The following is a 19,411-nucleotide window of genomic DNA, read 5'->3' on the forward strand; positions in this document are numbered from 1 at the left end:
CATGCTCCACACGTGAAACCGGCACCGTTCCGCTACGCCGACCCCGGCACCCTCGACGAGGCCCTCGCGGTCCTCGGGTCCGAGGGTGAGGGCGCCAAGGTGCTGGCCGGGGGTCAGTCGCTGCTGCCGCTGCTGTCGATGCGGCTGGCGGCGCCGACGACCCTGGTCGACATCAACCGGGTGCCCGGCCTCGACACCGTCGAGGCGACCGGGGACGGCGTGCGGGTCGGTGCGCTCGTCCGGCACAACCAGCTCCTCACGGACGACGCCGCCGCCCGGGTGCAGCCGCTGCTGGCCCGGGCGACGGCGAACGTCGCCCACCCCGCGATCCGCAACCGCGGGACGACGGTCGGCTCCATCGCGCACGCCGACCCCTCGGGCGAGATGACCTCCGTTCTCGCCCTCACCGACGGCTCGGTCACCGTCGCCACCCCCTCCGGCGTGGAGACCGTCCCCTGGCGGGACTTCTTCGTCGGCCCGCTGGAGACCTCGGTGCACGGCCCGGCCGTGGTCACCGCCGCCACCTTCGGCGCCCTGCCGGAGCGCTCGGGCACCGCGTTCGCCGAGGTGGCCCGCCGCAAGGGCGACTACGCGGTGTGCGGCGCCGGCGTCGTCGTCACGCTCGACGCGGACCGCCGGGTGTCCGCCGTCCGGGCGTCCTACATCTCCGTCGGCCTGGTGCCCGACGTGCACGACCTCACCGAGGCCGTCGCCGGGGCGCCGGTCGACACCGCCGACTGGGCCGCCGCCGCCGAGCTGGCGCAGAGCCTGGTCGAGCCGGACACCGACCTGCACGCCAGCGCCGACTACCGGCGCCTGCTGGTCGGCGTCCTGACCGAGCGGACGCTGGCCTCCGCCGCTGCCGAGGCCGCAGGAAGGACCGCATGACCTCCGTCGACACCGAGCGGGACATCACGCTGACCGTGAACGGCGTCCCGCACGAGGTGACCGTGCCGGTGCGCCGGCTGCTGTCCGACGCGCTGCGCCACGACCTCGGGCTCACCGGCACGCACGTCGGCTGCGAGCACGGCGTGTGCGGCGCCTGCACCGTGCTGGTCGACGGGACGCCGATGCGCTCGTGCCTGGTGCTCGCCGTGCAGGCCGAGGGGCACGAGGTGCAGACCGTCGAGGGCCTCGCCCGCGACGACGGGCAGGGCGGGCAGGTGCTGCACCCGGTCCAGGAGGCCTTCCGCGAGTGCCACGCCCTGCAGTGCGGCTTCTGCACCCCGGGCTTCCTCATGACGATCAAGGCCGGGCTCGAGGACCGCGACCGGACCGCGGAGATCACCGAGGAGGAGGTCGACGAGATCGTCGGCGGCAACCTCTGCCGGTGCACCGGCTACGCCAACATCAAGAAGGCGGTCCGGCACGCCGCCGCCGCGATGAAGGACCCCGCGTGACGACGAAGCTGTTCGGCGAGCCCGTCCGCCGGCGGGAGGACGCCCGCCTGATCACCGGCCGGGGCCGCTACCTCGACGACATCGGGCACTCCGCGCTGGCGGCGGCCTTCGTGCGCAGCCCGCACGCGCACGCGCGGATCACCGGCATCGACGTCGACGCGGCGCTGGACGTCGAGGGCCTGGTCGCGATCTACACCTACGAGGACCTCACCGGCCCGATGGCCGAGCCGCTGCCGGTGCTCATCCCCCACCCGCAGCTGCACGCGCCGCGCACCGGCTACCCGCTGGCCGACGGCGTGGTCAACCACGTCGGCGAGCCGGTGGCGATGGTGGTGGCCACCGACCGCTACCTGGCCGAGGACGCCGCCGAGAAGATCGTCGTCACCTACGAGGAGCTGCCGGTCGTCGTCGGGGTCGACGCCGCCCGCGAGGCGGCGGCCGCCGTGCACGCGGACGTGCCGGACAACGTGGCCGCCGTCCACCACCAGGAGACCGGCGACGTCGAGGCGGCGCTGGCCGCGTCGCCGCACACGCTGAGCTTCACCCAGTACATCGAGCGCAGCGCCTGCACGCCGATGGAGGGCAAGGGCGTGCACGCGCGGTGGGACGCCGACGACCGGTCGCTGCGCGTCTACTCCAGCACCCAGGCGGCGACGTCGGTGCGCGCGGCGATCGCGGCGAAGCTCGAGCTGTCGCTGGACAAGGTCGAGGTGATCGCGCCCGACGTCGGCGGCGGCTTCGGCGTGAAGATCGTGCACCCGTGGCCGGAGGAGCTGCTCGTGCCGATGGCCGCGATCGCGCTGGGCCAGGAGGTGAAGTGGACCGAGGACCGCCGGGAGCACTTCATCTCGTCGGCCCACGAGCGGCAGCAGCGGCAGGAGATCACCGCCGGCTACGACGACGAGGGCCGGCTGACCGCGCTCGACGTCCACATCTGGCACGACAACGGCGCGTACACGCCCTACGGGATCATCGTGCCGATCGTGACGGCGACCCAGCTGGTGGGGCCGTACGCGCTGCCGGTGTACCGGGTGAAGGTCGAGAGCGTCTACACCAACACCGTCATCGTGACGCCGTACCGCGGCGCCGGGCGGCCGCAGGGCTGCTACGCGATGGAGCGGACGATGGACCGCATCGCCGACGCGCTGGGGCTGGACCGGGCCGTCGTCCGGGAGCGGAACCTCATCCAGCCGGACATGTTCCCGTACGACCACCAGCTGACGTTCCAGGACGGCCGGCCGGTCATCTACGACTCGGGCGACTACCCGGGGCTGATGACCAAGCTCAAGGACCTGGTCGGCTGGGAGTCGGTGGAGGCCCGCCGGGCCGAGGCCGCGGCGCGGGGCAAGCTGCTCGGCGCCGGCATGGCGCTGTACGTGGAGGGCACCGGGCCCGGGCCGTACGAGGGCGGGCACGTGCAGGTGCTGGGCAGCGGCAAGGTGCTGGTCTCGACCGGCCTGACGTCGCAGGGCCAGGGGCACGAGACCGTGTTCGCGCAGATCGTCGCCTCGGAGCTCGGGGTGCCGATCGAGGACGTCGAGGTGACCACGGGAGACACGCGGCGCTTCGGCTACGCGGTGGGCACGTTCGCCTCGCGCGCGGCGGTGATGAGCGGCAACGCGATCGCGCTGGCCGCCCGCGGGGTGCGGGAGAAGGCGATCCGGATCGCGGCCGACGTGCTGGAGGCCGACCCGGGCGACCTGGAGATCGCCGACGGCGTGGTGCAGGTGAAGGGCACGCCCGGCGCCTCGGTGCCGCTGCGCACGGTGGCCGTGCTGTCCAACCCGCTGCGGTACGCGTTCGACGAGGCGGCGAAGCAGGCGACGCAGTTCGCGGTCTCCTCGCGCGACGACGAGCCGCCGGTGGCGGTCGGGGACGCGCCGGGGCTGGAGCACCGGGACTACTACTCGCCGATCCGGTCGACGTTCGCGTCGGGCGCGCACGCGGCGGTGGTCGAGATCGACCCGGCGACCTGGCAGATCGAGGTCGTCGACTACGCCGTGGTGCACGACTGCGGCAACGTGGTGAACCCGATGATCGTCGAGGGCCAGGTGCACGGCGGAGTCGCGCAGGGCGTGGGCGGGGCGCTGTACGAGCGCATGGCCTACGACCGCGACGGGCAGCTGCAGAACGCGTCGTTCATGGACTTCCTGATGCCGTACGCGTCGGAGGTGCCCGACATCGCGATCGACCACCAGGAGACGCCGTCGCCGCTGAACCCGCTGGGGATCAAGGGCGCCGGCGAGGCCGGGGTCATCCCGGGGACGGCGGCGATCGCCTCGGCGATCGAGGACGCGACGGGACGGCGGATCGCGTCGATGCCGATCTCGCCGACGGAGCTGTACGACCTGATGCGGAACGAGTCCGCCGAGACGACCGCGGCGTTCGCCCGCCGCGAGGGAACAGGAGCGATGGCGTGAACCTCGACGGCTCGGCGGTGCTGCACGCGGACCCGGAGAAGGTGTGGTCGGTGATCACCGACCCCGCGGTGCTGGCCCGCACCATCCCCGGCTGCGAGTCGCTGGAGCAGACCGGCGACGACGAGTACCGGATGAACGTCTCGGTCGGGGTCGGGGCGATCCGCGGGACCTACGCCGGCGAGGTGCGGCTGACCGACCAGCAGCGGCCGTCGTCCTACGTCATGCACGCGTCCGGCGCCGGTGCGCCGGGTCAGGTGCGGGCGACGGTGACCATCAACCTGGCGCCGTCGGAGGACGGCGCCACCACGCTGACCTACTCGGCCGACGCCGTGGTCGGCGGGCCGGTGGCCGGCGTCGGGCAGCGGATGATGACCGGCGTCGCCAAGCGGATGGCGGGCCAGTTCTTCAAGGCGATCGACGACGAGCTGACCGGCCGCGTGGTGCCGATCGCGGCCGCCCCGTCGGCGCGGGTGCCGGCCGAGGCCGAGGTGGGCGCGCCGCCGGCCGCTGCCGCGCCGCAGGTGTTCACCGGCAAGGCCGCCGCGGCCGCGCCGAGCGACACGCAGACGTTCCTGCTCGGCGCCGGCGTCGGCGCCCTGCTCACCGCTTTCGGCGTCGCGATCGGCTACCTGCTCGGCCGCCGCCGCTGACCGCTGTGCGCGCAGTGCCCTTTCCGCTCGCGGGAAAGGGCACTGCGCGCACACTCAGCCGGCCTTGAGGGTCGGGTAGTCGGTGTAGCCCTCGGCGCCGCTGGCGTAGAACAGGTGCGGCTTGGGCTCGTTCTCGGGGTGCTCGCCCCGCCAGCGCTCGACCAGGTCGGGGTTGGCGATGATCGGCCGGCCCACGGCCACGGCGTCGGCGTGCGCGGCCTCGATCAGCGCGACCGCCTCCGCGCGCGTGGTCACGGTGCCGAAGCCGCTGTTGGCGATGAGCGGGCCGCCGAAGCGCTCGCGCAGCTCCTGCACCAGCTCCCCCGCTGGTTCCACGTGCAACACCGACAGGTACGCCAGCCCGAGCGGCCGCAGCGCGTCGACGAGCGCGCCGTAGGTGGCCCGGACGTCGTCCCGGTCGGTCTCGAGCGCGCCCTGGATGTTGTGCTCGGGCGAGATCCGCAGGCCCACGCGGCCGGGACCGATCGCCTCGGCGACGGCCGTGACGACGTCGACGACGAACCGCGCCCGCTTCTCGGGCGAGCCGCCGTACTCGTCGGTGCGCAGGTTGGACGCCGGGGACAGGAACTCGTGCAGCAGGTAGCCGTTGGCGCCGTGGATCTCCACGCCGTCCAGGCCGACCCCGACCGCCCGCTCCGCCGCCGTCACGAAGTCGCGCAGCGCGTCCCGCGCCTCGTCGGCGGTCAGCGCGTGCGGCACCGGGTAGGGCTGCTTGCCCTTCTCGGTGTGCCCCTCGCCGTCGATGGCGATCGCGCTCGGGGCGACGACGCGGCGCCCGCCGTTGACGTCGGGGTGGGTGACCCGGCCGCCGTGCATCACCTGCACCACGATGCGGCCGCCGCGGGCGTGCACCGCCTCGGCGACGCGGCGCCAGCCCGCCACCTGCTCGTCGGTGACGATGCCGGGCTGGCCGACGAAGGCCTGCGACTCGTGGTTGGGGTAGGTGCCCTCCGTGATGACCAGCCCCACGCCCCCGCGCTGGCGGTAGTGCTCGACCAGCAGCTCGTTCGGGACGCCGGACCGCCCGGCGCGCATCCGCGTGAGGGGCGCCATCACGACGCGGTTGGCCAGCTCGAGGTCGCCGAGGGTGACGGGCGTGAAGAGGTCCATGCGAGGGGCAACCGGCCCTCGCGCGCCCCGGATTCCGGAACGGGAACGACTGCGGCGAGCGTCACGCGGCGGGTGACCGGCCCCGGTTCACCAGGATGGCCAGCTGTGTGCGGGTGCGGACGCCGAGGCGGCGCATCGAGGCGGTCAGGTGGCTCTTGACCGTCGCCAGGCTGAGGAACAGCCGGCCGGCGATCTCCTCGTTGCTCAACCCCTGCGCCACCAGCTCGGCGACGTCGCGCTGCCGCTCGGTGAGCTGGTCGAGCACGCCCCGTCCCGGGTCGGGCTCGGCGAGGTAGCGCACCAGCCGGCTGGTGGCGGCGGGGTCCAGCGCCGCCTCGTCGCGTGCCAGCGCGCGCACACCGTCGACGAGGCGCTGGGCGCACGACCGCCGCGGGAGGTAGCCCCGGACGCCGGCCTGCAGCACCTCGACGAGCTCGCTCTCCGCGGCCTCCCCGCCCGGCTCGGCGAGCACCAGCACGGCGGTCCCGCGGCGGCAGAGGTCGCGCAGCAGAGGCAGGGTGGGCCCGCCCACCAGGCCCTGGCGGACGACGACGACCTGCGTGCCGGTCGCGTCGGTCGCCGCGAGCGCCTCCGGGAGCTGGGCCGTCTCGGCGACCACCGCCATGTCCGGCTCCGCCTCGAGGACCACCCGCAACCCGACGCGGAAGACCTCCTGGTCCTCGCAGAGCACCACCCGCACCAACGAGGTCGGCGGGCGGACGGCGACGGGGCGCGGGCCCGGCCTGGTGGTCGACCGGCTGGACGGCGCGGCGAGCGGGCGGACGCGCCCGGGTCCGGCGCCGTTGTGGTCATGGCTCATGGAAGAAGCCCCCTGCCCGGCTCGGGCCACCGGCCGTCGGCTCCGAGAACGGTGACCGAATCGGTTCCGGCACCTGTCAGTCCTGACGCTCCGTGCGAAACGATAGCGCGCAATGCATCGGTCTTGTCCAGAGAACTCCCACCGGTTCTCCAGCCGATCCACAGCGGATCGGCGCGTCCCGACGCGGCCTCACCTGCCGTACCGGCTCAGCCACTCAGCGAACCGGCGTCGCCCGGTCGCCCGCGGCGGTGGACGTGGATCGCCAGCTGCGTCCGGTCCCGCAGGCCGAGGCGGCGCAGCGCCACGGTGACGTGGCCCTTCACCGTCGCGCGGCTCAGCTGCAGCCTGTCGGCGATCTCGGCGTTGGTCAGCCCCTCGGCCACCAGTCCGCAGACCGCCTGCTGCCGCGCGGTCAACGCCCCCGTGCCCGGCCGCTCGGCGTCCGGCAGCCCTTCCCGCGGCTCCTCGAGCTGGTGCAGGAGCTCGCCGGTGACGGCGGCGTCCAGCACGGTCCCGCCGTGGGCGACCGCGCGCACGCCCTCGACCAGGCGCTCGGGGCTCGCCGACGCGTGGACGTACCCGCGCGCCCCCGCCCGCAGCGCGTCGACGTAGTCGCTGCCGGTGCCCGTCTCCCCGAGCAGGACCACACGGCACCCCAGCCCGGTCAGCGCGTGGACCAGGGCGTGCACCGCCGGCCCCCGCGCCCCCAGGCCGACGAGCGCCACCTCCGGCTGCAGCAGGGCGGCGAGCCGCAGCGCCTCCTCCGCGTCGGCGGCCTCGGCCACGACCAGCAGGTCGCGGGACCACCGCAGCACCGTGCGCAGGCCGTGGCGGAGCACCTCGGCGTCGTCGCAGATCAGCACTCGCAGCGGCGTATCCCCTTCGACCGCGGCTCCCGTGGGGGCGTCGTGGTGCGGTTCGCCGACCATGCTCGCCAGCTCCCGTCCCGGCCCAGCCGCCCCCGTTCAGCGGCGCCGCCAGTGTGGTGGAACCGGAAGCTAGGCCATGCCCTTGCCGAGCCGCCACAGGACACGGCGCGACGCGGCCGGTCAGCGGCCGGGTTCATACCCGGGTAGGGGGTCTCCTCCTCCGGGACGCGCGACCGGGACCCGGCGCGGGTCGAGGACGGCCTCCTCCGGAGGGGGGTCGCGCTCCCCGAGGAGGACCGACCTGCTCCCCGGGGCCCGCCGGCGACGCACCCGGGGGCGCGCCGCCGAACTCGACGCCCGGCCGATGTGGCCGGCGGCGGCGGCGACCTAGCGTTCCGCAGCATCCCCGATCCGGCCGGGGGGAACGGCGGAGGACCCCGTGCACCAGACCATGATCATCGCGAAGATGGCGCCCGACTCGGCCGACGACGTCGCCGCCGTCTTCGGCCGCTACGACGCCACCTCGATGCCGCACGAGATCGGCGTGCGCAGCCGGTCGCTGTTCCGCTTCCACAGCCTCTACGTGCACCTCATCGACTTCGACCGCCCGGCACCCGAGGCCATGCGGATCGCCCAGTCGCTGCCGGCGTTCCGCGCCGTGAGCGACGAGCTCCGGCCCTACATCGAGGCCTACGACCCGAACTGGCGCTCCCCGCAGGACGCGATGGCGCAGCGCTTCTACCACTGGACGTCCCGCCCCGAGTGACGCCGGCACCGGCGGACACGGCTGAGAGGCACGAGATGACGACGACGGCCCCGGCGACCCCCGCGACGCCGGCCGACCAGGCGGGCTGGCTCCCCTGCCCGGCCTGCGGGTGGCTGCTCTACCGCAAGCGGCTCGACCGCAACCTCTCGGTCTGCCCCGAGTGCGACCACCACCTCCGGCTCGGCGCCCGGGAGCGAATCGGGCAGCTCGTGGACGCCGGCAGCTTCGCCGAGACGGTCTTCCCGCCCGGCCCTCGCGACCCGCTGGCCTTCACCGACCTGCGCGCCTACCCCGACCGGCTCGAGGACGCGGCCCGGCGCTCGGGCGAGTCGGAGGCCGTCGTCGTGGGCACCGCCGCGATCGGCGGGCACGCGGTCGTCGTCGCGGTCATGGACTTCGGCTTCCTCGGCGGCAGCATGGGCACCGAGGTCGGCCGGCGGGTCTCCGGCGCCGCCGAGCTGGCCCTCGAGCGCGGGCTCCCGCTGGTCACCGTCTGCGCCAGCGGCGGCGCCCGCATGCAGGAGGGCGTCTTCTCCCTGTTCCAGATGGCGCGGGCCAGCGCCGCCTTCGCCCGGCTGCGCGAGGCCGGCCTGCTCAGCGTCTGCGTCCTCACCGATCCCACCTACGGCGGCGTCTCCGCCTCGTACGCCACCCTCGCCTCCGTCCTCGTCGCCGAGCGGGGCGCGCACGTCGGCTTCGCCGGCCCGCGGGTCGTCCAGGAGACGATCCGGGCCGAGCTGCCGGACGACTTCCAGACGGCGGAGTTCCTCCTGGCCCACGGGCTGGTCGACCGGGTCGAGAGCCGCGCGGAGCTGCGCCCGCTGCTGGCGCGGCTCATCGCGTTGCACCGCCGCCGCCCGCCGTCCCCTCCGGCCCGCCGGAGGCCCGAGCCGGGGCACGGGCCCGGCGCGCTGCTCGACCTGGACCCGTGGGACGTCGTGCAGCGGGCCCGGGTCCCCGAGCGGCCGACCACGCTGGACCACCTGCACGCCGCGTTCGACGACTTCGTCGAGCTGCACGGCGACCGGGCCTTCGCCGACGACCCCGCGATCGTCGGGGGCGTGGCCTCCATCGGCGGGCGTTCGGTCGTGGTGATCGGCCACGAGAAGGGCCACTCGGTGCGCGACCGGGTCGCCCGCAACTTCGGCATGCCGCACCCCGAGGGGTACCGCAAGGCGCTGCGCCTGCTCGGCCACGCCGAGACGTTCGGCCTCCCGGTGGTCACGCTCGTCGACACCCCGGGGGCGCACCCGGGGCCGGAGGCCGAGGAGCGCGGGCAGGCGCACGCGATCGCCGAGATCATCCAGCGCAGCAGCCGGCTGCGCGTCCCGGTCGTCGCCGTCGTCACCGGCGAGGGCGGCAGCGGCGGGGCGCTGGCCCTGTGCACGTCGGACCGGCTGCTCGTGTTCGAGAACGCCTACCTGTCGGTGATCAGCCCCGAGGGGTGCGCCGCCATCCTCTGGCGCACCGCCGCGGCGGCCCCCACCGCGGCCCGGGCGATGCGGCTGGGCGCCGCGCACCTCTACGGCACGGGCATCGCGACCGCCGTCGTGCCGGAGCCCGCCGGTGGCGCGCACACCGACCCGGACGCGACCGCGCAGGCGCTGCGCGAGGCGCTGCTCCGCGAGCTCGACGAGCTGTCCCTGCTCGACCCCGACACCCTCGTCGGGTCCCGCTGCCGGCGGCTGTCCCGCATCGGCGGGGACGACGCCCTCTTCCTGCGGGCCGTGCGGCCCGCCGTCCCGGGCGGTGACTGACGTGACCGCCACCGAGCAGCCCCCGAGGACGGCGATGAACGGCGCGTCCGGCCACCCCTCGCCCCAGGCCGACCCCGCCCGGGCGCTGCGCGACGAGGTCGTGGAGCTGGCCCGCGCGCTGCCGGGCGACCTGCGCCGGCTCACCGTGCGCAGCGGCGACCGGGCGATCGAGATCGAGTGGGCACCGGGCACGCCCGCCCCCGCGGCCGCCGACCCCGCACCGGCCGCGCCCCCGCAGCGGACCGATCCCCCGGCCGAGGAGGTGCCCGAGGACCTCGTCGCCGTCCGGGCGCCGCTCGTCGGCACCTTCTACTCGGCCCCGTCGCCGGACGCCGACCCGTTCGTCCGCGCCGGGGAGGCGGTCGAGGTCGGCCAGACCCTCGCGATCGTCGAGGCGATGAAGCTGATGAACCCGATCCTCGCCGACGAGGCCGGCGTGGTGGCCGAGGTCCTCGTGCAGAACGCGGATTCGGTGGAGTACGACCAGGTGCTCATGCTGCTGCGGCGGCCATCGTGAGGCGGTCCCGGTGATCAGCCGCCTGCTCATCGCCAACCGCGGGGAGATCGCCGTCCGCATCGCCCGGGCCTGCCGCGAGCTCGGGATCGAGGTGGTCGCCGTCTTCTCGACCGCCGACCGGCACTCCGCCGTCGTCGAGATGGCCGACGAGGCGGTGCACATCGGGCCGCCGGCCCCGCGGTGCAGCTACCTGCACGTGCCCAACATCGTGGAGGCGGCGCTGCGCACCGGCGCCGACGCCGTGCACCCCGGCTACGGGTTCCTCTCCGAGGACCCCGACTTCGCCGAGATCTGCGCCGCCGAGGGGCTCACCTTCGTCGGCCCGCCGCCCACGGTGATGCAGCAGATGGGCAACAAGGCCACGGCCCGCCGGCTCATGGCCGACGCCGGCCTGCCGCTGCTGCCGGGCGTGGTCGAGCCGGTCCGCACGGCCGACGAGGGCCGGGAGATCGCCGACCGGATCGGCTACCCGGTGATCATCAAGGCCGCGGCCGGCGGCGGCGGGCGCGGCATGACCGTGGTGACGGCGCCCGGCGACTTCGCCGAGGCCTTCACCGCCACCCGGGCCACCGCCCGGGCCGTGTTCCGCGACCCGGCCGTCTACGTGGAGCGGTTCCTGCCCGGCGCCCGGCACGTCGAGGTGCAGGTGCTCTGCGACACCCACGGCAACGGCGTCTACCTCGGCGAGCGGGACTGCTCGCTGCAGCGCCGGCACCAGAAGCTGCTGGAGGAGGGCCCGGCCGCGCACCTCTCCCCCGCGCAGCGCAGCGGCCTGGGCGCCCTCGCCGTCCACGGCGCGCTCTCCGTGGGCTACACCGGCGCCGGGACGATGGAGTTCCTCGTCGACGGCGCCGGGCGCGCCTACTTCATGGAGATGAACGCCCGGATCCAGGTGGAGCACCCGGTCACCGAGCTGCTCACCGGGGTGGACCTGGTGCGCGAGCAGATCCTGGTCGCCTCCGGCCGCCGGCTCCAGCTGCGCCAGGAGGACGTCGTCCCCCGCGGCGCGGCGATCGAGTGCCGGATCAACGCGGAGGACCCGGCCCGCGGGTTCGCCCCGGCGCCCGGCCGGCTGGAGGTCCTGCGCGTGCCCGACGGGCCGTGGACCCGCTTCGACACCGGCTACCGCCAGGGGGACGACGTCCCCCCGCACTACGACTCGCTGCTGGGCAAGCTCGTCGTCTGGGCCCCCGACCGCGACCGGGCGGTCCGCCGCATGGACCGCGCCCTGGCGGAGCTGCGGGTCGAGGGCCCGGGGGTGCACACCACCGCCGACCTGCACCGCGCGCTGCTCCGGCACCCGGACGTGCTCGCCGACCGGCACGACGTCCAGTTCCTCGACCGCACCCTGCCCGAGCTGCTGGCCCGCACGGCCGTGCTCGGCGAGGAGCCGGCGCCCGCCCTCCCCGACGCGCGCGGCTCGCTGCAGCTCGTCCGTCCCGCGACCCCGGACCGACCGGAGCCGCTCCCTCCCCGCGAAAGGACCCCTGCCGTGCCCCACCCCGACTTCACCCTCGACGACCTCATGGACCTGCTGACCCAGAAGGCGGGCCTGCCGCCGGCGGACCGCACCGACGACCCCGACGCCCGGTTCGAGGACATCGGCCTGGACTCGCTGGCCTTCCTCTCCATGCAGACCGAGCTGCACGACCGCTACGGCGTGGAGATGCCCGACGACAGCCCGGGCCGCTACACGTTCGGCGAGATCGTCGCCACGGTCCGCGGCTCCGCGCCGGCCGGGATGGCCTGACATGAGCAGCACCCTGGAGCGGGAGACGATCGGCCACACCGACAACTCGATCTTCATCGACGCCGACCTCGACCACGTCTGGCGGATGACGAACGACCTGGAGTCGTGGCCGCAGCTGTTCACCGAGTACGCCGAGGTGGAGATCCTCGCCCGGACCGGGTCGACGTTCCGCTTCCGGCTCAAGATGCACCCCGACGAGTCCGGCCGGGTGTGGAGCTGGGTGTCCGAGCGCACCCTCGACGAGGCCGCCCACGAGGTCGTGGCCCGCCGCCTCGAGCCGGGGCCGTTCGAGTTCATGGACATCCGCTGGACCTACGCGCCGGAGGGCACCGGCACCCGGATGCGGTGGGTCCAGGACTTCCGGATGCGCCCGGAGGCACCGATCGACACCGCGGGGATGACCCGGCGGATCGACACCAACAGCAAGGTCCAGATGGCCGTCATCCGCGACAAGGTCGAGGCGGCGGCCCGGGCGCGGGAGCAGGAGACGTGAGCACCGGGCCGGTCGCGGTCGTCCTGCCCGGCGAGAGCGGCGCCTTCGCCGGGCTGGCCACCCCGTGGCGGTTCGACGACCCGGCCGCCGAGGTGCTGGACGAGGCCTCCTCCGTGATCGGCCGCGACGTCGTCGACTGGTGGCGGGACCCGCTGGCCATGGCCGACGCCGCAGCGGCCCACCTGGCCGTGGTGGTGACCGGCGTGGCCGCCGTCCGCAGCCTCACGGCGCAGGGCCTGCGCCCGGTCGTCGTGGCCGGGCACGGGGTCGGCGAGTACGCCGCGCTGGTGGCCGCCGGCGCCCTGCCGCTGGACCAGGTCGTCGAGCTGGTGCACTGGCGGGCCGACCTGCTGAGCCTGTCCCCCCGGCCGTCCTGCGCCGGCATGGCCGCCGTCATCGGCCCGGCGGCCGGCACGGTCGCCCGGATGCTGGTCGCCGAGGCCGGCAGCTCCGGCACGCTGGCCGTCGCGTGCGTCGACGGCCCGCGGCAGGTCGTGCTCTCCGGCACCCGCGAAGAGCTCGCCCGCGCCCGGCGGGCGGTGCTCGCGGCCGGCCTGGACATGGTCCGCCTGCCGGGGCGCGCGGCCTGCCACGGCCCGCTGATGCGGCCGGTCGCCGTCCGCCTCGCCGCCGCCCTGGCCGGCCTCGACTGGTCGGACCCGACCGTGCCCGTGGTGCCGAACGCCGATCCGGTGCCCACCCGCGACGGCGACCGGCTGGCCACCTGCCTGCGGGCCCACCTGACCTCCCCCGTGCAGTGGGAGGGCACGTCCACCGCGCTGGTGGCGGCCGGCGCGACCGCCGTCGTCGAGGTCGGCAGCGTGCCCGTCCTGGGGCCGCTGGTCCGGCAGGTCCACCCCGAGCTCCCGGTCTGCCTCGCCTCGGGCCCGCACCTGCCCGTCCCCGTCGCACCCCGGGAACCCGCCCTGGCGAGCCCGGTCCCCACCCGAGGAGAGACATGACCACCATCCAGTCCGCCCCGGCGGTCCGCTGCGGCCCGACCGTGCACCGGGCCGACGTCGTCCCCAACCGGCGCCGCGGCGGCGACATCCGGGTGCTGCTGTCCCCCACGAGCGTCGGGGCCACGGCCGGGTTCATGGGCACGCTGACCCTCGAGCCGGGCGAGGTCGTGACCGAGCACTGGCACCCGTACTCGGAGGAGTACCTCTACTGCGAGCGCGGGGACGTCCTGGTCACCCTGGACGGCGAGGAGCGGCGGCTGGTCGCCGAGTCGGCGGTGCACATCCCGATCGGCGTGCGCCACCGGATCGTCAACGACGGGACGACGACGGCGTTCTTCGTCTTCCTCTGCGGCCCGCTGGCGCCCCGCCCCGAGCTCGGGCACGTCGACACCGAGGTCCCCGCCGCGTCGAACGGCGCCCGGTGAGCGCGGGCGGGCGCCGGGTCGTCGTCACCGGGATCGGCGTCGTCGCGCCCGGCTCGATGGGCCGCGAGGGCTTCTGGGACATGCTGACCGCCGGGCGGACGGCGACCCGGCGGATCACGTTCTTCGACCCGAGCCGGTTCCGCTCGCAGGTGGCGGCGGAGGTGGACTTCGACGGCCGCCTGCTCGGGCTCACCGCCCAGGAGGTGCACCGCAACGACCGCTTCGTGCAGATGGCGCTGGTCGCCGCCGACGAGGCGGTCGCCGACAGCGGGCTGGCGCTGGGCTCGGGCGCCGACGACGCGCCGCCCCCCGAGCGCGTGGGGGTCACCCTCGGCAGCGCCGTCGGGGCCACCATGCGGCTGGAGCAGGAGTACGTCGCGGTCAGCGACGCCGGGCGGCACTGGCTGGTCGACCCCCGCTACGCCTCCCGGTTCCTCCACCACGCGCTGGTGCCCAGCTGCGGCGCGACCGAGCTCGCCGTCCGGTTCGGCGCCCACGGGCCGGCCACCGTCGTCTCCACCGGCTGCACGTCGGGGATCGACGCGGTCGGCTACGGCAGCCAGCTGATCGAGGACGGCGACGCCGACGTGGTCGTCTCCGGGGCCAGCGACGCCCCCATCTCGCCGATCTCGATGGCCTGCTTCGACACCATCCGGGCGACCACGGGCAACAACGCCGACCCCGAGCACGCGGCCAAGCCGTTCGACGCCCGCCGGGACGGCTTCGTGATGGGGGAGGGCGCCGCCGTCCTGGTCCTGGAGGAGCTGGAGCACGCCCGGGCCCGCGGCGCGGAGCCCTACTGCGAGATCACCGGCTACGCGAACCGGTGCAACGCCTTCCACATGACCGGCCTGAAGCCCGACGGCACCGAGATGGCCGAAGCGATCCGCCAGGCCCTGGACCAGGGCCGCACCGACCCCGACGAGGTCGGCTACGTGAACGCGCACGGCTCGGGGACCAAGCAGAACGACCGGCACGAGACGGCGGCGGTCAAGCTCAGCCTCGGTGAGACCGCGCGGCGGATCACCATGAGCTCGATCAAGTCGATGGTCGGGCACTCGCTGGGGGCCATCGGGTCCATCGAGATCGCCGCGACGGCGCTGGCCGTGCAGCGCGGCGTCGTCCCGCCCACCGCCAACTACGAGGTCCCCGACCCCGAGTGCGACCTCGACTACGTGCCCGTCACCGCCCGGGAGCAGAAGGTCGACGTCGCGGTGTCGGTCGGCAGCGGCTTCGGCGGGTTCCAGTCGGCGATCGTGCTGGCGCACCCCTCGCGGCGGATGCCGTGACCGGGCTGCTCGTCACCGGCATCGGCGTCGTCGCCCCGACGGGGATCGGTGCCGAGGCGCACTGGTCCTCGCTGCTCGCCGAGCGGTCGGCCATCGGGCCGATCGAGGGCTTCGACGCGTCGCGCTACGGCGTGACCCTGGCCGGGCAGGTCCGCGACTTCGTCCCCGGCGACCACGTGGCGCCGCAGCTGATGGTGCAGACCGACCGGTGGACGTGGACGTCGCTGGCCGCCGCCACGCTGGCGGTGCAGGACGCCGGCTACGAGCCGCCCGAGGACGTCTACGCCACCTCGGTGTTCCTCGCCGCCGGCTCGGGCGGCAACGAGTTCAGCCAGCACGAGATCCAGGGCCTGTGGGCCAAGGGACCGCGGTCGGTCGGCGCCTACCAGTCGATCGCCTGGTTCTACGCCGCGAGCACCGGCCAGATCTCCATCCGCGACGGCTGGAAGGGCCCGTCGGGGGTCGTGGTGAGCGAGGGCGCCGGCGGCCTGGACAGCATCGGCTGGGCCCGGCGCGTGGTGCGCCGCGGCACGCCGGCGGTGCTGGTGGGCGGCACGGAGGCCGGGATCTGCCCGTACGCGGTGCTCTGCCAGGCGACGAGCGGCCGGCTGTCGACGGCGACCCGGCCGGAGGACGCCTACCGGCCGTTCGACCGGCGGGCCAACGGCTCGGTGATCGGCGAGGGCGGGGCGATCCTGCTGCTCGAGGAGCCCGGTGCCGCGCGGGCGCGCGGGGTCCGTCACGTGTGGGGCGAGGTGGCCGGCTACGGCGCCACGCACGACGCCCACCACCACGAGGACCCCGCACCCGACGCCGTGCAGTACGCCCGCGCCATCCGGCTCTCGCTGGTCGACGCCGGCGTGCGGCCCGAGGAGGTCGACCTCGTGATCGCCGACGGCGCCGGCACGCCGGAGCTCGACGCCCTGGAGCTGCAGGCGCTCGCCGACGTGTTCGGCGGTCGCTCGACGCCGGTGCCGGTGACCGCGCCGTCGTCCTGGACCGGGCGGCTGATGGCCGGCGGCTCCGCCCTCGACGTGGCCACCGCGCTGCTGGCCATGCGCGACGGGATCGCGCCCGGGACCGCGCACCTCGACGACCCGGTCGACGCCCCCGGCGTCGAGCTCCTCCGGCACCCCCGGGTGCAGGACGTCGGGACCGTCGTGGTGCTGGCCCGCGGCTTCGGCGGCTTCAACAGCAGCCTCGTGCTGCGCCGGGTCGAGGAGGCGGCGTGACGACGGTGGACGGCGGCGGCGTGCGCACCCTGCTGCGGATGCGCACGCGGGAAGGCTGCGAGGCGCAGTTCGAGGAGGCCTGGCGGCGGGCCGCGGCGGAGATCAGCCGGGTGCCGGGCAACCTGCGGCAGGAGCTGGTGCGCGACGCCGACGACCCGCGGACCTTCCTGATCACGGCCGACTGGGCCGACCGCGCGTCGGTCGACGCGTTCGGCCGCAGCAGCGCCCGCGAGACCCTCACCGCGGCGCTGCGCGACCTGCGCGAGGACGCCTCCCGGAACACGTACGAGGTGCTGGCCACCATCCCCGGCGGGCAGGTCCCGGACGAGGGGCCGGCATGACGGCGGCGCCGGGCGTCGGCGGCCGGGCGACGGTGCGGACCATCCTGCGGATGCGCGCCCGGGAAGGCTGCGAGGCGCAGTTCGAGGAGGCCTGGCACCGGGCCGCCGCGGAGATCAGCCGGGTGCCCGGCAACCTGCGGCAGGAGCTCATGCGCGACGACGGCGACCCGCGCTGGTTCGCCATCGCCAGCGACTGGACCGACCGGGCCCACGTGGACGCCTTCGGGCGCAGCGCCGCCAGGGAGAGGCTCACCGAGGCGCTGCGCGACCTGCGCGAGGACGCCACCCGCTCGACCTTCGCCGTGCTGGCGACGGTGGAGGCCCAGCAGCGGCGCCCGGTGCGCATCGACTTCTCCACCAGCGTCAAGCCCGGCGAGCAGCAGGCGTTCGAGCGCGCGTACACGACGGTGACCCAGCGGATCGGGGACTCGCCCGGGTACGTGCGCGAGGAGCTGCTCCGCGACGCCGCCGGCCTGCGCTACCACATCTTCGCGGAGTGGGCGTCCGAGGACGACTTCGTGCAGTGGCTCGAGGACCCCGCTCACATGCACGCCGGGGCACCGCTGGCCCGGTGGCACTCGGTGGAGTTCCAGCGCGAGGTGCTGGAGATCCGCCAGCGGCCCGGCGCGGACGACGACTTCCCGCTGCTGCTCTCCCCGGGTGGGGACGTCGAGGTGGAGCGGGTGCGCGTCGACTCCGCGGTCGCCGTCGAGCCCTGGGAGGAGGAGGCCTTCGAGCTCGCCTACCTCGCCGCCGCGCAGCTCGCCCGCTCCGCTCCCGGCCACGCCCGCGAGGAGCTGCTCCGCGAGACCGACGGGCAGCGCTACCACGTGGTCGCCGAGTGGGACTCCGAGCAGAGGTTCACCGACTGGGCGGCGGAGCCGGCGAACTGGGCCGCCGGGCCGCTGGGCCGCTGGCTGGCCCGCGGCGAGGAGCGCCGGGTCTTCCAGCTGCGCGCGCGCCCGGTACCGCCGGCGGTGGCCGCCCGGACCCCGAGCGAGCCGGCGCAACCGCCGGCTCCCGTCGAGGAGGCCGTGCCCAGCCCGGTTCCCAGCGCGAGCGTGCAGGAGTTCGTGGAGAAGCCGGACGACAGCCACGCAGCTGCCGTGGCGGCGCCGTCCGTCGTCGGGAGCACCGACCGCACCCCGGTGCGCACGGTCGAGGTGCTCGTCGTCGGCGCCGGGCCGGCCGGCCTGACGCACGCCATCGAGCTGGCCCGGCGCGGCATCGCCGTCCGGATCGTGGACAAGCGGCCCCACCCGTCCACGCAGGCGGACAAGGCGATCGGCATCCACTGCCGGACGATGGAGATCTGGGAGGACCAGGGCATCGTCACCGAGGCGATGGACGCCGGGGTCTGGCTGTACGGCCAGACGGTGTTCGTCAACGGCGTGCAGACCCACCAGGTCGACTGGGCCGGCCTTGACGAGCTGCCCTACGCCCACCTCGGGCTGCCGCAGTACGACACCGAGCGCATCCTCGGCGCGAAGCTGGCCTCCCTCGGCGTCGTCGTCGAACGCGGGGTCGAGCTGCTCGGGTTCACCCAGGACGACGAGGGCGTCACCGCGCAGCTGCGGCATCCCGCGGGCGAGGTGGAGGCCGCCCGGGCGCAGTACCTGGTCGGCTGCGACGGGGCACACAGCGCCGTCCGGTCCGGGCTCGGGTTGTCCTTCGAGGGCGGGCTGTCCATGTTCCCGCAGCTGTTCATGCTCGGGGACGTCGACGTCGACTGGGACCTGCCGGCCGGGCACCTGGTGCGGTTCGTGCGCATCGAGAACGACGACGACTTCACCGGGATGCTCGTCTGCGTCCCGCTCAAGGGCCGCAGCCGCTACCGGATCGCCACCCTGGCCCCCCAGCGTTGGCAGGAGGCGGTCGGCACCGGCGTCGTCCCCGCCGGGTTCTGGCAGGAGTACGAGCCGCCGACGCTGGCCGACATGCAGGCTGCGATCGACGACCTCGGCCCGGCCGGGACGACGGCGAGCAACCTGCGCTGGTCATCGATCTTCCGGATCAAGCACGGCATCGTCGACCACTACCGCCGGGGCCGGGTCTTCGTGGCCGGCGACGCCGCGCACCTGCACCCGCCAGCCGGTGGGCAGGGTATGAACACCGGCATCCAGGACGCCTGGAACCTGGGCTGGAAGCTCGCCCTCGCGGTCCGCGGGCGGGCCGCTCCGGGCCTGCTGGACAGCTACGAGGCCGAGCGTCGGCCGGCCGGGAAGATGATCGTCGACCGGGCCGTCGCCATCGCGTTCACCGACGAGATGGACATGGAGGACGAGAAGGCGCAGTTCCTGCTCGAGATGCAGATGACGATGAACTACGCCGGCAGCCCGCTGGTCGGGCAGGACGGCGAGTTCGCCGGCGGGCCGGAGCCGGGGCACCGGGCGCCGGACGTGCTCGGGCTGCGCCGGTTCGGCGTCGCCCACGACCTCCGGCTGTTCAACCTGACGCGGGGCACGCACACCACGCTGCTGCTGTGGGGGGGGGGGGGGGGGGGGGGGGGGGCGGGGGGGGGGGGGGGGGGGGTGGGGGGGTTGGGGGGGGGGGGGCGGGCGGCGGCCCCTGAGCGCGAGGTCGCGGTGT

At 75.1% G+C, this 19,411-nt stretch carries 18 protein-coding genes; 15 read left to right on the forward strand and 3 right to left on the reverse strand.

All coding sequences use genetic code 11. The annotated features are described in order from the left end of the window. Nucleotides 1–12: 12 nt before the first annotated feature. Genes ACI797_RS23820 through ACI797_RS23835 form a run of 4 tightly spaced genes read left to right on the forward strand, consistent with a single transcriptional unit; the run spans nt 13 to nt 4,470 of the window. The gene (locus ACI797_RS23820; RefSeq protein ID WP_456862085.1) at nt 13–888 is read left to right on the forward strand and encodes an FAD binding domain-containing protein; all 876 of its coding nucleotides are present in this window, start codon (nt 13–15) and stop codon (nt 886–888) included. Then, nucleotides 885–1,400 carry a (2Fe-2S)-binding protein gene (locus tag ACI797_RS23825; protein ID WP_456862087.1) on the forward strand — a complete coding sequence of 172 codons (516 nt, stop codon included), beginning with the start codon at nt 885–887 and terminating at the stop codon, nt 1,398–1,400. The genes ACI797_RS23820 and ACI797_RS23825 overlap by 4 nt, the downstream gene beginning before the upstream one ends. Further along, entirely contained in the window at nt 1,397–3,820 is a 2,424-nt protein-coding gene (gene cutA, locus ACI797_RS23830; protein ID WP_456862088.1) for an aerobic carbon-monoxide dehydrogenase large subunit, read from the forward strand. The genes ACI797_RS23825 and cutA overlap by 4 nt, the downstream gene beginning before the upstream one ends. Next, nucleotides 3,817–4,470: an SRPBCC family protein gene (locus ACI797_RS23835; RefSeq protein WP_456541738.1), complete on the forward strand. Its 654-nt coding sequence runs from the start codon at nt 3,817–3,819 to the stop codon at nt 4,468–4,470. The genes cutA and ACI797_RS23835 overlap by 4 nt, the downstream gene beginning before the upstream one ends. A 54-nt stretch (nt 4,471–4,524) precedes the next feature. On the opposite strand, the gene ACI797_RS23840 is transcribed toward ACI797_RS23835, so the two are convergent. The 3 genes from ACI797_RS23840 to ACI797_RS23850 form a co-directional block, all read right to left on the reverse strand. After that, nucleotides 4,525–5,601, reverse strand: coding sequence for an alkene reductase (locus ACI797_RS23840; RefSeq protein ID WP_456862091.1), 1,077 nt, complete (start codon nt 5,599–5,601; stop codon nt 4,525–4,527). Nucleotides 5,602–5,662: 61 nt separating this feature from the next. Beyond that, nucleotides 5,663–6,421, reverse strand: a complete 759-nt coding sequence (locus ACI797_RS23845; RefSeq protein ID WP_456862092.1) for a response regulator transcription factor — start codon at nt 6,419–6,421, stop codon at nt 5,663–5,665. A 206-nt stretch (nt 6,422–6,627) separates the two neighbouring features. Continuing rightward, a complete protein-coding gene (locus ACI797_RS23850; protein ID WP_456862094.1) occupies nt 6,628–7,350 on the reverse strand; it encodes a LuxR C-terminal-related transcriptional regulator in 723 nt (240 codons plus the stop codon). A gap of 379 nt (nt 7,351–7,729) precedes the next feature. On the opposite strand from ACI797_RS23850, the gene ACI797_RS23855 reads away from it, so the two are divergent. The 11 genes from ACI797_RS23855 to ACI797_RS23905 form a co-directional block, all read left to right on the forward strand. Then, complete coding sequence (locus ACI797_RS23855) at nt 7,730–8,056, forward strand: TcmI family type II polyketide cyclase (RefSeq protein WP_456862096.1); 327 nt, start codon at nt 7,730–7,732, stop codon at nt 8,054–8,056. Nucleotides 8,057–8,091: 35 nt separating this feature from the next. Further along, nucleotides 8,092–9,813 (forward strand): acetyl-CoA carboxylase carboxyltransferase subunit alpha, encoded by a 1,722-nt coding sequence (locus tag ACI797_RS23860; protein ID WP_456862098.1) that lies wholly within the window; start codon nt 8,092–8,094, stop codon nt 9,811–9,813. A 1-nt stretch (nt 9,814) separates the two neighbouring features. Beyond that, a complete protein-coding gene (accB, locus tag ACI797_RS23865; protein ID WP_456862100.1) occupies nt 9,815–10,330 on the forward strand; it encodes an acetyl-CoA carboxylase biotin carboxyl carrier protein in 516 nt (171 codons plus the stop codon). A 10-nt stretch (nt 10,331–10,340) separates the two neighbouring features. Continuing rightward, entirely contained in the window at nt 10,341–12,080 is a 1,740-nt protein-coding gene (locus ACI797_RS23870; protein WP_456862102.1) for an acetyl-CoA carboxylase biotin carboxylase subunit, read from the forward strand. 1 nt (nt 12,081) lies between these two features. Continuing rightward, nucleotides 12,082–12,573 carry an SRPBCC family protein gene (locus ACI797_RS23875; RefSeq protein WP_456541730.1) on the forward strand — a complete coding sequence of 164 codons (492 nt, stop codon included), beginning with the start codon at nt 12,082–12,084 and terminating at the stop codon, nt 12,571–12,573. Next, nucleotides 12,570–13,535, forward strand: a complete 966-nt coding sequence (locus tag ACI797_RS23880) for an ACP S-malonyltransferase (protein ID WP_456862104.1) — start codon at nt 12,570–12,572, stop codon at nt 13,533–13,535. Before ACI797_RS23875 ends, ACI797_RS23880 begins: the two co-directional genes overlap by 4 nt. Further along, nucleotides 13,532–13,960 carry a cupin domain-containing protein gene (locus ACI797_RS23885; protein ID WP_456541728.1) on the forward strand — a complete coding sequence of 143 codons (429 nt, stop codon included), beginning with the start codon at nt 13,532–13,534 and terminating at the stop codon, nt 13,958–13,960. Before ACI797_RS23880 ends, ACI797_RS23885 begins: the two co-directional genes overlap by 4 nt. Further along, a complete protein-coding gene (locus ACI797_RS23890) occupies nt 13,957–15,249 on the forward strand; it encodes a beta-ketoacyl-[acyl-carrier-protein] synthase family protein (RefSeq protein WP_456862106.1) in 1,293 nt (430 codons plus the stop codon). The genes ACI797_RS23885 and ACI797_RS23890 overlap by 4 nt, the downstream gene beginning before the upstream one ends. Next, a complete protein-coding gene (locus ACI797_RS23895; protein WP_456862108.1) occupies nt 15,246–16,481 on the forward strand; it encodes a beta-ketoacyl synthase N-terminal-like domain-containing protein in 1,236 nt (411 codons plus the stop codon). Before ACI797_RS23890 ends, ACI797_RS23895 begins: the two co-directional genes overlap by 4 nt. Further along, nucleotides 16,478–16,822 (forward strand): antibiotic biosynthesis monooxygenase family protein, encoded by a 345-nt coding sequence (locus tag ACI797_RS23900; protein ID WP_456862110.1) that lies wholly within the window; start codon nt 16,478–16,480, stop codon nt 16,820–16,822. The genes ACI797_RS23895 and ACI797_RS23900 overlap by 4 nt, the downstream gene beginning before the upstream one ends. Next, the coding region (locus ACI797_RS23905; RefSeq protein WP_456862112.1) for an FAD-dependent monooxygenase at nt 16,819–19,411 on the forward strand (2,593 nt) is incomplete at its 3' end. The genes ACI797_RS23900 and ACI797_RS23905, both read left to right, overlap by 4 nt.

Source organism: Geodermatophilus sp. SYSU D00691, assembly GCF_054050275.1.

Bases quoted from the DNA above. Each gene is read 5' to 3' on its own strand.
- ACI797_RS23840 (WP_456862091.1), bottom strand. From the start codon at position 5,601: ATGGACCTCTTCACGCCCGTCACCCTCGGCGACCTCGAGCTGGCCAAC.
- ACI797_RS23860 (WP_456862098.1), top strand. From the start codon at position 8,092: ATGACGACGACGGCCCCGGCGACCCCCGCGACGCCGGCCGACCAGGCG.
- ACI797_RS23825 (WP_456862087.1), top strand. From the start codon at position 885: ATGACCTCCGTCGACACCGAGCGGGACATCACGCTGACCGTGAACGGC.
- ACI797_RS23850 (WP_456862094.1), bottom strand. From the start codon at position 7,350: ATGGTCGGCGAACCGCACCACGACGCCCCCACGGGAGCCGCGGTCGAA.
- ACI797_RS23845 (WP_456862092.1), bottom strand. From the start codon at position 6,421: ATGAGCCATGACCACAACGGCGCCGGACCCGGGCGCGTCCGCCCGCTC.
- ACI797_RS23885 (WP_456541728.1), top strand. From the start codon at position 13,532: ATGACCACCATCCAGTCCGCCCCGGCGGTCCGCTGCGGCCCGACCGTG.
- ACI797_RS23875 (WP_456541730.1), top strand. From the start codon at position 12,082: ATGAGCAGCACCCTGGAGCGGGAGACGATCGGCCACACCGACAACTCG.